We start from the raw sequence: 14,840 nt of genomic DNA, 5'->3' as shown, positions 1-14,840 counted from the left end.
TGAACATTCTCTTCTTGAGGTTTACCCATTTAAAATGAAGGTAAATTATCTAAGTTATTTTCCTTTATTCCATCAGGTTCACTACGTATAATATCCCTACCATACTTATGAAATACGTCCATATGAGCTAACTTCCCTGATTTCACTTCACTAATAGCAGTAATATAATCTAACTCTCTCCCACTACTTGTTTTAAACGCTATTAAATCACCATCATCATTTTTACGAACGGCAACAATTTGTTCTACTCCTGAATTGACTTCATGGCCTATTTCAAATTGAGCTTGCTCTTCTCCTTGATGTAAGTAATCATTATAAACTTTTTCAAAGTCTTTTTTGTCCATAAAATTCACCTCCAACACATTTTATTAGTATGGTTGGGCGGTATTGGTTTTATGTATTTTTCTCTAAACTTTAGTATTTTCAAATGAAAACATAGTCCCCTCACTATTGGATTGTAAAGTGTATTTTATATCGAACATCTTTGATATATCTTCAATATTTTTCAAACCAAGTCCCGTTCCTTTTTTATTTATATCAAACCCAATCCCGTTATCTCTAAAGAAAACAATATCTTCATCTATAATGATTTTGAGTTTTTCAGCTTGTGAATGTTTAAGAACATTTTGAAAAATATTGTCAAATAGCCTTTGAATCCATAACTCATTACTATCCCATATCAACTCTTTATCTTGTGGATTATATACTAATTCAATTTTATGAATGCTATACAAATAGCTCCATTTTTTAATCATATTTTCTATTAAATTATGTATATTCACTTCATCATTCACAATATAAGTATTCTCTAATGTCTCTGTAGATTGAATATTAAATTCGTTAGTTAAATCACTTATATATTGTATCTGCTCATACAGTGATTCAAGTACTGGTGCTTGTTCTTCGTATTCGCCTTCTAAATAATATAATTGTAATCTAACCGCTGTTAAGGGTGTATTAATATCATGCTGTAATTTATTTAATAGCTCTTTTTTTATTTGTTCTTGTTGTCGTAATTCTAATTCTCGATAAGTCGTTCTTTCTATAAGCAAGTTTACTGACCTAATCAATTCTCCCATCTCATCATCACTTTTGACATCTATTATATTAGGGATTTTTTTATCACTAGCTAAATCTCGAATCGTTTGATTTAATACATTAATTTTATTTAATACTGTGTTAATCGATTTTGAAAATACAAAAGCTAATACTAATAGTGATAATAAAAAAATGATTAACATAGTAGGGTATGCAAAGGATTCGTGAAAAGGAATGTTCTTATTTTTAGTTTTAAAGGCAGCATTATAAATAACTGATACAAAGATACTAATCGACAACAATAACAATGGTACGCTAATAATAGCGGAGAATAGTAGTAACTGATATTTTTTCTTTAAGTTCATTTTTTCATATAGGTATTTAGTCTATACCCTTCTCCATAAATATTTTGAATAATATCACCTGTTTTATCATCGATTTTGGCCCTGATTTTTTTTATATGTACGTTCATGATATTTTGATTTCTATCTTCGAGTTGCCATAAGTAACCAAAGAAGTGTTCTTTTGTTAAAATTCTATCCCTATTTTCATACAAATAGAAAAATATTTTACGCTCAATCGCTGTAAACACAACTTCATCACGCAAACCATTAATGAAAACCCTTTTATATTCTGCATCTATAAATAAATGTTTAATTTGCGTGAAAGTACCATATTGATTATCTAGCATTTTCTGAATTCTTAACAATAATTCTCGAGGATCAAAAGGTTTTATCATGTATTCTTCTCCAATGGTAAGACCTTTTAGTTTACTATCAATATCATTCCGAGCTGATAGAAATATGATTGGAATATTTAATCCTAGATTTTTTATTTTCTTTGTAATTTGATAACCATCTTCACCTGGTAACATAACATCCATTATGACTAAATCTATTTCATGAATTACATCAAGAACATTCTTTCCTTCTTTCTCCCAATACACTTTATACTTCTCACGCTGCAAAATTTTTTGTAATAAATCTCCTATCATCAAATCATCTTCAACAATTAATATGTTATATTCTTTCATTATGTAGACCTTCCATCACTAAAATAACAATAGCTTAGTTCTTCACTACTTTATTATTAATAAAATCCGTAGCAAGTTTGTATATTTCATCAGGAGCGTGTAAATAAATACTATGTGTACCTTCAATTTTTTTCACATCAGCTATCAATAACTTGCTAGCAAACTCCTCATAATCTTTGTTTTTTTGCTTTGTATATTTCGAGTTTTTATTTTCCCTAGCAATCGCATCTATAAATAAAATTGGTGTTTCTTTTGGGAATGATAAGGAATTAGATTTGTTACTGTTATTGTAACTTTGTAAAAGTTCTTGCTTCATATCATCATTAAAAGCTTGTTTATATGAGAGCGCTTTATAAATGTTTTTTTCCTGTTCAGTTAAAAAGGATTGCTGAATTACTTCGGGATTATAAGTAATAGAAGGAACTAATCGCTGAAAACCAATTTTCGTTAAAATATTCATTCCTTTTATTCTTAATGAATCAAGCTCGTCTATTTTATGAGTTACGTACTGATTAGGTAAACCAATATCTAACGCAATAATCCCTTTTACTTCACTTGGGTATTTTTGTGCCCAATAAATAGCCTCTATACCGGATAGAGAGTGTGGCACTAAAATATAGGGTGGTTTATTTCCACTTCTAATAAGCGCTTCTCTCGTTTGTTCTAATATCGTATCAATATCTCTATCATCATGAAAAACATCACTGTATCCATAACCAGCTCTCTCAATTACAGAAATCTTGTTCTCTTTCGAAAATTCACTATATAATCCTTTCAATTCATAAACAGGAGCGGCAATTCCAGATCCGGCCATAAATACAAACGTATCCTTCCCGCCCCCCTCGTTATAAACATTCACTTTTTTATTATTGAAATTAACAAGTTCCCCTTCATTGTTCATTAATTTCGATTCCATTCTTAATTGATAGTTATGATATATAAATACAGCGCCTAATCCAAGAAAAATAATGCTGCTACAAATAAAAAATATAATCTTTACTATCTTCAATAATTTTTTCATTTGACACCCCTTTCAGCCTATACTGAAAGGGTACAATGTAAAAATAAATTTCTAATAAATTTTTGAAATTACTATTTTCTCTTTGTTTCTAAGTATGGATTTCTTTTAAAATTTCCAATTCAAATGCCTTTTTTAATACCTACGCAAACCCTTCAAAGTCTCCAATATATCATCTGTAAAGGCTGTACTACCCTCTGTCTCTAAAACTCTAAAATATAAACTTCTTAAGAAAGCTCTAATATTTTGTACTAAAATAGCATGCTGCGGATGTCGGATGTCTTCAACAGTTGCTATACTATGTAACCAGTTGCTCCACTCTTCTTCAGTTAAAAGATTTTGGTTACGTAACGACATAATTGGTGCTACTAATCTTTCATCCTCAAAGTGAATGTATACGTAGTCATGTAAGCGGACCTTCTGACGAACGGCAGCTAGTATTGCATATGAGAACTCACGATTTTGGATTGTACGTGCTAAAGCATCGAGTGCATCTGCAGCATGTGCCGTAGAATGTGCCCAGCCTTTTCCTTCTACGTAACCTCTTACATCTTCTTCTAAATACACATATTCCAGCACTTGTTCTGCCACACTGTACAGTTGTTCTTCAGATAACAATGGTTCTCTTTCATGAACAGATAAAATAAGTGGCGGGATTAAAACAGAGAATGCACGTTTGAAAACAGAGTCTGTTCCCTTTTCACCAATTTTATAAAATAAATAATCCGGGCTAATTGCTTGTAACATTAGTCCTCGTAATTCTTTTTGTCTAAACACATCATTTGTAATCCATTTGTGAAGCGTACTATAAATTAAATCATCACGTAATTCAGCATCAGGTGATCCGATATAATCTAGCATCCACTGCGCATATGGATATGCATCTACGTCTTCTGGTACAGCATAATTATTATTTTTAATTTGTAGTAGTTCTTCTTTTAATTCTAGTACTTCATTCATTATATTTCCTGTCCCCTTTTTACTTTATTAACTTATTTTCGCCTTATTCCCTTTAATTTTTTTCATCAAATCAAGTCGATTTTTAGAATCGTTTTAGTACCTATCTTTCTATGAACTTGATTCAATTATATAAAATTTATCATGATAAATAAAAGGAAATACAGTAGAACATCGCAGTCTCTCACTTTGTTTACATGCATTTCATGTCAGTTTAAGTTATAAAATAAAGTATGTTTTTTCTTTTATATTCAAACGTAGTTACAATTAAAAATTAAATCATTTTAGAACTTGTTTAATAAATTCTGTTTTAGCTTTTGTGTATGCTTCTCTATCATGGTTAAACCTTTTAGCTAACTCTTGCTTTAGATTTGAATAATCATAAACTAATTGTGGATTTTCTCGTAAGCGGTTACGAAATAAAAGTTGTTGCTCCCACCGTTCAGTTCCTTTAACCATCAAATGCAGATGAGCTATACGTCTATTATTCTTAACTTTCACAAAGAACCTTCTCCAAGGTCTTTCATCTAATTCCGGGCCTACATAATGCCAACCATATATAGCCAATTTTGCTGAAATATCGAGCACTCTATCAAATGATTCTGTTTCAGCCATTAGATCAATTATAGGTTTTGCAGGTAAACCAGGTATGGATGTACTTCCTATATGTATTACTTTGCTAATACCGAGAGGAGTAAGCTGTTCATAAAGTTGCTGTTCTTCACATCGGCCTTTATCTTGCCAATCAGGATTTGCATTAACTATCTCTACTGACTCATTCGCCCATACAGGCCAATCGTTCGGATTATCTTTTTTATCCAGCCAACACATCCCCTTTCACGAACTTTTTGTTATATAAACGATTTTAAATCCCTTTAAATACAACTACCGGATCATCAAAATTACTATTCTGAAATATAACATTCGCACATTCTTTCGGATTATGCTCATCTATATACATCTTACAAGCCGCATGATATCTGTTTATAAACATTTCCTCTGCTTCTTCATAACTTCCAAAAGCCTCAGTCTCGCGCTCTGCTCCACGTTTTCTCGCAATCTCAAAATTTGTATCTACGAAAATTTTATAGTCAAATAGATACTCAATTTCTTTTTTCAATAAAAATGTTCCATCTACTATTAGCACCATATTTGGTGGCGCCACTAGCGGCGTATTATGTACAGGCATGTCCGTTATTAAGTTATGAGAAATCGTTTCATACTGTAAATTCCCGTTAGGTCCTAAAGGCTCTAATAGCCTTTCTTTAAAAGAGGTATAATCGTGTGCGTCTTCGTAATACCCTCTTGCAGACTCTTTTCCTTGTGCATAACGAATCACTCTCGGGTTATGAAAATCATCAATGCTTGCGCGTGTTGCTTTTACTCCTCGATTTTTCATTTCCTCTGCCAGTTCGTTTGCAAATGTTGTCTTTCCTGAAGCTGTTATACCACTTACTCCAACTCTTATTGGATAGGTTAATTTTAACGTTAAAATATGATTAGCAATTTCTTTCATGTATTGTTTTCGGAGCATAACATTCCCTCCTGCACCTTGTTTACATAATATAATTGCAGTAAATTAAGTTTGTCGCTATTTGTTGGCAAATCGATATATTGAAAAAAATCATTGATATATTTTAAGTTATGATAGATATATTTGAAAAATCGTTGATATATTATTAGCTTACTTCCCCTTAAACCCTCGATATAAAGCAGTCCGTAATTCTTGTTTGTATTCTTCAATTTCTGGCATTTCGAGTTCTTCTGCTAATCTGATAGCTAATTCAATATCATACGGTACTCGTACGAGTTGAATGGAAAAGCTCGCTGCTTCTTTTTCATTGTATGTTCCTTCAAAAATTAAATAGGAAGCTTGTGTAATTTCAAGTGGATTTCCTACGCTACCAGCATTACATAACGTTTTCCCCCTAAAATTTTGAATGTATGCTTGATGAACGTCACCGTAGCAAACAACATCTGGTTTTCTTTCCACTTCTATTTTCTCTGTCAACTCGCTATTTTCGAACATACTAACACGCTCTTCTCTTGAAGCGTGTGGTTGAATTCTTTCATACAAACTTCTCGGTGAAGCATGGAACATACGAATGAGTTTACCGCTCATAAAAAATTCAATTGAAAATGGTAAGCTTCTTAAATACTCATTTTGTTCTTCTGACAATTGTTTTTGATGCCATTTTAACGCTTCAAATTCAGTCGGTTTTGTAATAAAATCATCCCAGTTTCCCATTACAACCCCTTCACATTCTTTACGAATGATTTCAATTACTTCGCTAGAATGAGGGCCTTTTCCTACTAAATCTCCAAGACAAATAATACGCTCAATACCTCGTAATTTAATATCTTTCAGTACAGATTCTAATGCCGGAATATTACCATGAATATCTGAAATTACCGCTATTTTATCCAAATGAATCCCTCCATTATTTATTGTTTATTATATCCATATGATATGATTGATACCATTTCGGAATATAGGATGAAAAATGATTATGTTCTTCTATAATTCGGTTCAATCTTTCTTTCATATCCTCTACTAAATGTGGCGTGCTTCGGTTTGTCCATACGATATCCGCTGGGAATGTCATCGCTGCATATAATGAATACAGTTTCCAAAAATGGAGTGACGGTTCACCTCCGCAATAACCGTGAACTTGACCAACCGCAAATGGTTTGCTTATTCTTGTAGTAAAAATCGCTACATTATAAAAATCATGTATTGGATCGCCAAAATCATATCCACCAAAATCGATAACGATAAACTCCTTATTATGAATCATACTATTTGCTGGGTGGTAATCATCGTGTAAAAATGTGATAGGACGATTTTTCAATAAGTCTTTATGATCCTCTACAAAGGTTAATACTGGCTTCATATCAAGAAAGTCTACCTCAAAGTCTGCTAATGCTTTCAAGTATCTCTCGTACTTGTTCCACCGAAACGTTTCCCACGAATCAATGATATTCTCTTTTTCTATTGCATGAATTCTCTTTAAAACTTCTCCAGCTCTTTTCCCCGCAGCATACTGCTCTTTCACCGATAACTTACCTAAACTCTCTTCTCCATTTTCACCTCGGGTCCATTCAAATATTTGAACGCATTTATTTAATTCTTCAAGTCTTATAAAATGAATTAATTTTGGCGTCGGGATATGTAATGACTCCAACTGTTTCATATACGTATATTCTTCTTGTTTTCGTTCAAAATTAGCAGAATCACACACTTTGACAAAATACGTTTCTCGATTCGCTAATTCAACTTTATATTTCTCTTCATGTGAAAACCCTTTTGAAATAGCTGTACAATTTACAATTCGAGGCCACCCTAGTTTTCTCTCTATATCTCTAAGCATTTCTTCCAAAACGTTCACCTCTATCAATATATGTACAAACTACCTAACACTTCATGCTCTCGTTTATTTTCCCCTTTAAACTCTACTGCAAATGGATATTCGCCCTGGTCCTTCAAACGATCTTGAACTGGACCTTCTCCCATTGGTTCGCAAAACTGCACATGAATATCTCCAAACGATACGCTTTGACACTCAGCATTCCACTCTTCATTTCTTATGACTGAGCTTACTGTTAGTCCCATTATTTCTTTCCATTTCCGAACTGTTTCTCGAACATTTTTCACTGCGTAATGAATCGTTTCAATTTGTTGTACTTTGTTTTTATGTTCAGTGATCGTTCCTGTTTTACGTAAATCGTTTCTTCTTTCTTCATCCGTTTCATTCCACTGTATAAAGAAAGGTAATTTCGGTCCGCTCTCTTCTTGCTTTACAAATAGCATTTTCCATTCTAAAAGTCGGCCATCTTTTCTCATCCGTTTCCCTTCAAATGGTCCTATCGTTTGTAAGCCATGTTTGCTTAAGTTAACTGCTAGTTCTTCAATTGCATCTGTTCGAATTGCGATTTGTAGCATTCCTTCTCCACTTTGTAATTTCACTACTGTTTCTTGTACTAATGGATTTTCTGCTTCTTTCGCTTTTTCTTCATGCTGAACTGCTAAAAATTCTATATATGATAAATCAAAATAGCATAAACTATTCCAAGTACCCCAAGTCGTATGCTCACCGCCTAACGCAGTATGAAAACCTAGTGCCTGCATTTGTTTTGCCGCTTCCTCCGGTGTGCCATGAACTGCGTGAACGAGATGATCAAATGCTAACATATTCTTTCTCCCCTTTCTCTCCATCCTTTTATTGTATATTTTATTTTTCTTTCGTTCAATTCAAAAAACTTTAAAACCTAGTTGATTTATACGATTAATATGTATTATAATGAAACAAATTTAATTATTGCTGATTGGAAAAACCAAAGGCACTTTTCTCACACGGGAAAAGTGCTTTTTTCATTTATTATTACAGGGGGATTATTTATGCAGAAATTAATTATCTTTGCTATTATCGGATTTTTCGCTCAATTGATCGATGGAGCGCTTGGAATGGCGTATGGGGTAACGTCTTCTTCTTTATTATTAATGTTTGGTATCGCACCAGCTGTTGCTTCTGCATCAGTTCATTTAGCTGAAGTGGTCACTACTGCCGCTTCCGGTGCATCTCATATACGATTCGGAAACGTTGATAAATATACAGTTTCTAGACTTACATTACCAGGAGCTATCGGTGCTTTTGTCGGGGCATGTTTTTTAAGTAATTTACCTGGTAATTTAATTAAACCGTACATTTCCTTATTTTTATTTACTTTAGGGGTTTATATTTTATTACGATTCATCATTCAAAAACAAATTGTTGCTTCAAATAAGCGTATGCCTGCTAAGCAACTTGTGCCGCTTGGCCTTTTTGCAGGATTTGTTGATTCTACTGGCGGTGGTGGCTGGGGACCTATTACGACACCAGTTCTTCTTGCAAGAGGAAATGACGCTAGAAAAGTTATTGGCTCTGTAGATACGAGCGAATTTCCTGTTTCACTCGCTGCAACAATCGGCTTTTTCATCTCACTTGGTTGGGAACAAATAAGCTGGATTTGGGTATTTTCTCTCATGCTCGGTGGTATTGTTGCCGCACCAATTGCCGCATGGTTAGTACGCATCGTTCCGTCGCATTTACTTGGCGTACTCGTTGGCGGACTTATTATCTTTACGAATATACGTACATTACTTACATCATTTAAAGTTGATCCAACTATTATTACACTTTCTTATGTTGCAGTTGGTCTTGTCGTTATTATCTCCATTTTCATTTCTGTTCGTAACCATTCAAAGTATTCGAAACAAGCGACGAATAGCTATCCAACAGATCAAAAACAAATGCTGCCATAATTAATAATAATACCGCCCGATTTACTTCGAGCGGTATTTTTTATTTTTCTATTTTCCAATTGACCATCGTTTCAGTACTATTTACTCTTTTCATATGTAATTTCTCTAATACACGAATGGAGCTATAGTTATCAAGGAGTGTCTCCGCTATAATCGTTTCCACTTCCCCTGTTTGAAAAGCCCATTTCATTAATTCACTAACTGCTTCTGTTGCATACCCTTTATTCCAATATTTCTCAATAAATCCATAACCGATTTCTACCCTATGTTCCTCGTTTGGTTTCCCTTTAAATCCTATATCACCTAGAACAACATCATCCTCTTTCCGAATAACATACCACGGGCCCCACGGTAATAAAGACTCATCTTGTTTTACATTTCCTATATGTCCTACAATATGCGGGCCGCTATTGTAGCCTTGATTTTTCGCAATTTGAATCCATTCTTCCGTACACGGTACTATATGTAATCTTTCCGTTTCTAATTTCATAATAATGTCCCCTTTTCAATTAAACAATATTTCAATTTTACCAAAAATAAAAAGAATATTCATTCTATTTATCAGATTTATACTTATTTTTTGAAACAAATGTAAGGAATAATCCTCTTTTGATAGTTATGTCGAATTATATTTTCTGAATTTTCTTTTAATTTTAAAGGGTTTTTCATTATTTTTTGCGAAACATTTGTATAACAATTTTTTCTTTGCTTATTGCTACATAACAGTAGGTTCGGGTGGAGTTTTGCAAGCGTTTCCTATACAATAACCGATATTTTTTGACTTTTCCTAACAAAATTCCTTGCAATATATTCAGAAAATCATTACAATTGCCATATATTAAAAATCATAGCAATGAATAAATCCTCATCAATCCGATGAGGTAGAGGTTGCAACTTTTAAGAGTAGAACGGCCGAGACACAGAGAATGTCACCGACTCTGTTTGAAAGGAAAAGTTGCCGAAGTTTATATTTCATCTCTGGAAATATGAGCTGGGGCTGTCTCCGAAAGGAACAGAACTGTCACGTTTACAAAATTACCGTGTAGACGTGGGGTGCTATCTTAACGGAAGGGTATGATGGGGGTGGTTATTTGTGAAACGTTCCGCCTAATTCTTTTGGCGGTTTTTTGTATTTTTCTCCCCCGCTCCTTCCTATCTTACTAGAAAAGGAGTGTTGAACATGAATAGCGCAACGAATCAAGCTACCTCTAAAAAGCAAACTACACAAGGACAAGGTGAATTAAAACGCGGATTAAAATCTCGTCACCTTACGATGATTTCTCTCGGTGGTACAATCGGTACCGGATTATTTCTTGCCAGTGGTGGTGTTATCCATTCAGCTGGTCCTGGCGGTGCATTAGTCGCATATGCCGCAATTGGAATTATGGTTTATTTTTTAATGACAAGCTTAGCAGAACTCGCAGCTTACATGCCTGTTACTGGATCTTTTAGTACGTATGCAACAAAATTTGTTGATCCATCACTTGGCTTTGCACTTGGATGGAACTATTGGTATAACTGGGCGATTACGATAGCGGCGGAACTCGCAGCGGTAACATTAATTATGAAATTTTGGTTCCCAGATACCCCTTCTCTTATTTGGAGTGGACTTTGCTTAGCTATTATTTTTCTCTTAAACTATTTATCTGTTAAAGGTTTTGGTGAATCTGAATATTGGTTCGCACTTATTAAAGTAGTTACTATTATTATCTTTTTAATTGTCGGCTTTATGATGATCTTTGGAATTATGGGCGGCGAAGCTGTCGGTTTTAAAAACTTCACTGTTGCAGATGCACCATTTAATGGCGGTATCATGGCAATTATCGGTGTATTTATGGCTGCTGGTTTCTCATTCCAAGGAACTGAATTATTAGGAGTGGCTGCTGGTGAAACTGCTGATCCAGAACGCAATATTCCAAAAGCAATTCGTTCTATCTTTTGGCGCATTATATTATTCTATATTTTAGCAATTCTCGTTATCGGTTTATTAATTCCTTATACGACTGATAGCCTTGCAGCAAGTGATGTAACAGTAAGTCCATTTACACTAGTATTTGAAAAAGCGGGCGTTGCCTTCGCTGCTTCTGTTATGAACGCTGTTATTTTAACTGCAGTACTTTCTGCTGGTAACTCTGGAATGTATGCATCAACTCGTATGCTTTGGGATTTAGCTCGTCAAGGAAAAGCACCAAAGTTCTTAGGCAAATTAGATAGCCGTGGTGTACCTGTTAACGCATTAATCGCAACATCAGTTGTTGGTAGCGTTGCTTTCATCGCTTCTTTATACGGTGACGGTGTTGTATACATTTGGTTATTAAATGCTTCTGGGATGTCAGGATTTATTGCTTGGGTAGGAATTGCTATTAGTCATTACCGTTTCCGAAAAGCTTATGTTGCACAAGGGAAAGATTTAAAAGATTTACCGTATAGAGCAAAATGGTTCCCGTTCGGTCCAATCTTTGCATTTACACTTTGTGTTATCGTTATTTTAGGACAAAACTACGGAGCATTTATGGGAGCATCTATCGATTGGAACGGTGTACTCGTTTCTTACATCGGTTTACCACTCTTCTTAGTACTGTGGTTAGGATATAAATTTACTAAGAAAACGAAAGTAATTCCACTTGATAAATGTGAACTAAAATAAAATAAAATAAAACGAGCAAACAAATTTGTTTGCTCGTTTTTTATTGCAATTCATCTCCCTTCCCTATTGCCACTGTTTTTGCGATAATAGAGGAAATATACATAAAGGTTGGGATTACATGAACATTCGTATTACTAATGAAGCAAAAGCTGCTATACATAGATTAGAACGTGAAGACAAAAAGATTATTCGCATTAGAGGGACGATGACGAACTCTTGTAGCATTTTCGTTGATGTCGATTTAATTTGGGATACATATAATGCGGATGATGTTGTATATGAAGATGCACATCTTATCGTACAAATGGATTCATTCACGACAGATTACACTGGTGATACTGTGAAACTTGATTATAAAACGATAGGTTTTAGTATTACGACTCCTAGTGAGACTTTGGTGTATGGATTGTCGATTAAAAAATAAACATTGTTTTTATCTGACCAATGGGGTGAAAAAATGGGTAAATATGTTCCGTTAAAATTTTTATTCAACAAAGAATTAGCAGAAAAAATGGCTGATTCTATTTCTAAACATGATCCTAATTTCTCTAAGAAAAACTTTGTAGATTCTGTAACGAGTAAAGTTGAAAATTTAGAGTTGAAACAACGTATAGAGGTAATAGCAGATGAATTACACTATGCATTACAAAAAGATTTTAATGAAACAATACATATATTACTGAAAACATTGGGGCCAGAAAACACAACAGAAGTAGGCACATTTACAAATGGTTATATGTACATGCCTATTGCAAAATACGTCGAAAAATATGGGCTTAACGATTTTGAATCCTCTTTCAACGCCATGTATGAAATAACGAAAAGGAATACTGCTGAATATGCAATTCGGCCTTTTCTTGAAAAATATCATGAAGATACACTGGACATACTACAACAGTGGATTCATGACGAAAACAGCCACATTAGGAGATTAGTTTCCGAAGGTACAAGACCAAGACTTCCTTGGGCAAAAAAAATAGGAGCTCTGAAAGGTGACTTTAGAAATAATTTAAAGCTTCTTGAGCCATTAATGAATGACCCTTCTAAATATGTCCAAAAATCAGTAGCCAATCATATTAACGATATTACAAAAGAAGATAAAGAACTCGTTTTTCAATGGTTACAACAATTACGCGATAACAAACTTCCTGTTAATCCTTGGATTATGAAACATGGATTAAGAACGATGATAAAAAATGGTACTTTACCAACAGATTTTTGTTTTTAAGTATTTTAAACAAAAACGCTTATGCTTCAAAGATGAGGTATAAGCGTTTTTTCTCTTTAAAACATTATCCCTGCCTTAAAATATTTTGAAACATTTCTGGTTTACTTTGTTCAAAGCTCTCTATTAATTCTTTTCCAAATATCGTTATACTCTTCTCCCAAGGGTGACCTAAATAGCCCCACTTATAGTCCTTCTGAATAAAAAAATAGTAATCTCCATTTGGAAAAATCGGGATTGTCCACTCATCAAATTCATTTCTATCGAACTTTAAATGTGGATTTACCCAGTAACATTCATGTTGCCAATCAAGTGCCATTATATATTCATCCGATACTGTATTCTCTTTAAAAACTAGTAATGCTTTTTCTTCCAGATCGTCATATACATTTAAATCTACCGATTCTCCGAAGTAATGAGAAATATCATATGTCACAAAAGGACTTGGCACCTTAAATGATGGGAATATAGAAACACTTGGTGAAAACTCAAGTTCACTATATATCCTATCCCATATTTGGTCATACTCTTTGTCTGTAAACTCCATCCAATTTTTCATTAAACAACTGCCTTCCCTTATAATTTCAAAGGATTTCCTCTTGATTATCCCGAATATATAAATAACCATTCTCGCAAGGAGCGAATTTGTATGAATTTATTTGAACACGAAACGTAAAACCGCTTTATTTTAATAAGAGGTCCTCCATTTCTCTTTTCTTACTATATCATTCATTAACGAAATAGGAGGACATAATATGAAACGTGATCCATTATTTTTGGCACTATTAGAAAGTGCAAATGCAAACTTTAGTGGCTGGGATTTTTCTTTCATTTCAGAAACTGGCCGTATGAATAGCGAGCCTTTATCATGGTCGTACGGTAGTGCAGCCTTCCAGCTTATGCAACGTGCAAAATCAATGCTAGATATGGGTACTGGCGGCGGAGAGTTTTTATCTATGTTACAACCGTTCCCGCCAACTATTTACGCTACTGAAGGCTATGCTCCGAACGTACCAATTGCACGAAAGAAATTAGAGCCTTTAGGAATTACAGTTGTAGAAGTGACCGATGATACTGCTTTACCATTTCAAGATGGTCAGTTCGATTTAATTGTGAATCAACATGAATCCTATTCTGCTTCTGAAGTGAAAAGAATTCTTTCCACTAATGGAACATTTCTTACCCAACAAGTCGGTGGTCTTGATTGTGCGGAACTTAATGAACAGTTTGGCACACCGCTGAATAGCGAATTTTCAAGTTGGTCACTCAAAATGGCATGTAATGAACTAAAGGGGAATGGATTTACTATTTTAGAAGCGAAGGAAGAGTTCCCTCTTCAACGTTTTTATGATATCGGTGCTGTTGTCTATTACTTAAAAGCAATTCCGTGGCAAATTCCTGATTTCACAGTAGACAGCTATACCGAGGAATTGTATCGTATACATGAAATTATCTTGCAAAAAGGATATTTCGCTGTGAAGCAACACCGCTTTGTTATTAAAGCATATTATGAAGAGTAAACCTTGAATTAGCATTCCCTACAAAAAGCCAAATCCCATTAAAGGATTTGGCTTTTCCTTAGTATTTTAACTCATCTTTTCCTATTGTGAAACGAGATGT

At 34.1% G+C, this 14,840-nt stretch carries 17 protein-coding genes and 1 riboswitch; of the genes, 5 read left to right on the top strand and 12 right to left on the bottom strand.

Going from position 1 to position 14,840, the window contains the following annotated elements; translation table 11 throughout:
• Window positions 1–29: 29 nt before the first annotated feature.
• The 10 genes from JDS80_RS17965 to JDS80_RS17920 all read right to left on the bottom strand — a co-directional run bounded on the left by JDS80_RS17965 (window position 30) and on the right by JDS80_RS17920 (window position 8,238).
• Window positions 30–344, bottom strand: coding sequence for a DUF3892 domain-containing protein (locus JDS80_RS17965; protein ID WP_071772947.1), 315 nt, complete (start codon window positions 342–344; stop codon window positions 30–32).
• A 63-nt stretch (window positions 345–407) separates the two neighbouring features.
• Entirely contained in the window at window positions 408–1,403 is a 996-nt protein-coding gene (locus JDS80_RS17960) for a sensor histidine kinase (RefSeq protein ID WP_199639462.1), read from the bottom strand.
• On the bottom strand, window positions 1,400–2,071 hold the full coding sequence (locus JDS80_RS17955; protein ID WP_199639461.1) for a response regulator transcription factor: 672 nt from the start codon (window positions 2,069–2,071) through the stop codon (window positions 1,400–1,402). The genes JDS80_RS17960 and JDS80_RS17955 overlap by 4 nt, the downstream gene beginning before the upstream one ends.
• Window positions 2,072–2,105: 34 nt before the next feature.
• Window positions 2,106–3,092: an alpha/beta fold hydrolase gene (locus JDS80_RS17950; protein WP_199639460.1), complete on the bottom strand. Its 987-nt coding sequence runs from the start codon at window positions 3,090–3,092 to the stop codon at window positions 2,106–2,108.
• Between the two features lie 132 nt (window positions 3,093–3,224).
• On the bottom strand, window positions 3,225–4,049 hold the full coding sequence (locus JDS80_RS17945; RefSeq protein WP_001006662.1) for a DUF2785 domain-containing protein: 825 nt from the start codon (window positions 4,047–4,049) through the stop codon (window positions 3,225–3,227).
• A gap of 276 nt (window positions 4,050–4,325) precedes the next feature.
• Complete coding sequence (locus tag JDS80_RS17940) at window positions 4,326–4,868, bottom strand: GrpB family protein (RefSeq protein ID WP_199639617.1); 543 nt, start codon at window positions 4,866–4,868, stop codon at window positions 4,326–4,328.
• A 43-nt stretch (window positions 4,869–4,911) separates the two neighbouring features.
• A complete protein-coding gene (locus JDS80_RS17935) occupies window positions 4,912–5,580 on the bottom strand; it encodes a nucleoside/nucleotide kinase family protein (RefSeq protein ID WP_199639459.1) in 669 nt (222 codons plus the stop codon).
• 150 nt (window positions 5,581–5,730) lie between these two features.
• Window positions 5,731–6,474 (bottom strand): metallophosphoesterase family protein, encoded by a 744-nt coding sequence (locus JDS80_RS17930; protein WP_199639458.1) that lies wholly within the window; start codon window positions 6,472–6,474, stop codon window positions 5,731–5,733.
• 13 nt (window positions 6,475–6,487) lie between these two features.
• Window positions 6,488–7,426: an aminoglycoside phosphotransferase family protein gene (locus JDS80_RS17925; protein WP_199639457.1), complete on the bottom strand. Its 939-nt coding sequence runs from the start codon at window positions 7,424–7,426 to the stop codon at window positions 6,488–6,490.
• A 14-nt stretch (window positions 7,427–7,440) separates the two neighbouring features.
• Complete coding sequence (locus tag JDS80_RS17920) at window positions 7,441–8,238, bottom strand: VOC family protein (protein ID WP_199639456.1); 798 nt, start codon at window positions 8,236–8,238, stop codon at window positions 7,441–7,443.
• 207 nt (window positions 8,239–8,445) lie between these two features.
• Here JDS80_RS17920 and JDS80_RS17915 point away from each other — a divergent pair, with 207 nt between their 5' ends.
• Window positions 8,446–9,348: a sulfite exporter TauE/SafE family protein gene (locus tag JDS80_RS17915; protein ID WP_071746439.1), complete on the top strand. Its 903-nt coding sequence runs from the start codon at window positions 8,446–8,448 to the stop codon at window positions 9,346–9,348.
• Between the two features lie 40 nt (window positions 9,349–9,388).
• Here JDS80_RS17915 and JDS80_RS17910 read toward each other — a convergent pair whose 3' ends face one another.
• Entirely contained in the window at window positions 9,389–9,838 is a 450-nt protein-coding gene (locus JDS80_RS17910) for a GNAT family N-acetyltransferase (protein WP_098889297.1), read from the bottom strand.
• Window positions 9,839–10,222: 384 nt separating this feature from the next.
• Window positions 10,223–10,415, top strand: a riboswitch (Lysine riboswitch).
• A gap of 113 nt (window positions 10,416–10,528) precedes the next feature.
• Here JDS80_RS17910 and JDS80_RS17905 point away from each other — a divergent pair.
• From JDS80_RS17905 to JDS80_RS17895, 3 genes are all read left to right on the top strand, one after another.
• Window positions 10,529–11,995, top strand: coding sequence for an amino acid permease (locus JDS80_RS17905; protein WP_098889298.1), 1,467 nt, complete (start codon window positions 10,529–10,531; stop codon window positions 11,993–11,995).
• A gap of 118 nt (window positions 11,996–12,113) precedes the next feature.
• Window positions 12,114–12,419 (top strand): iron-sulfur cluster biosynthesis family protein, encoded by a 306-nt coding sequence (locus JDS80_RS17900; RefSeq protein WP_199639455.1) that lies wholly within the window; start codon window positions 12,114–12,116, stop codon window positions 12,417–12,419.
• A 33-nt stretch (window positions 12,420–12,452) separates the two neighbouring features.
• A complete protein-coding gene (locus tag JDS80_RS17895; RefSeq protein ID WP_199639453.1) occupies window positions 12,453–13,223 on the top strand; it encodes a DNA alkylation repair protein in 771 nt (256 codons plus the stop codon).
• 64 nt (window positions 13,224–13,287) lie between these two features.
• On the opposite strand, the gene JDS80_RS17890 is transcribed toward JDS80_RS17895, so the two are convergent.
• Window positions 13,288–13,779: a DUF2716 domain-containing protein gene (locus tag JDS80_RS17890; protein ID WP_199639451.1), complete on the bottom strand. Its 492-nt coding sequence runs from the start codon at window positions 13,777–13,779 to the stop codon at window positions 13,288–13,290.
• Window positions 13,780–13,975: 196 nt separating this feature from the next.
• On the opposite strand from JDS80_RS17890, the gene JDS80_RS17885 reads away from it, so the two are divergent.
• Window positions 13,976–14,740 (top strand): class I SAM-dependent methyltransferase, encoded by a 765-nt coding sequence (locus tag JDS80_RS17885; RefSeq protein WP_199639449.1) that lies wholly within the window; start codon window positions 13,976–13,978, stop codon window positions 14,738–14,740.
• The last annotated feature ends 100 nt before the right edge of the window (window positions 14,741–14,840 follow it).

The sequence above is a fragment of the Bacillus cereus group sp. N8 genome, assembly GCF_016483685.1.
Taxonomy (GTDB): domain Bacteria; phylum Bacillota; class Bacilli; order Bacillales; family Bacillaceae_G; genus Bacillus_A; species Bacillus_A proteolyticus.
Note: the sequence above shows the minus strand (reverse complement) of the source record. Positions and strands in the feature narration are given on the sequence as shown.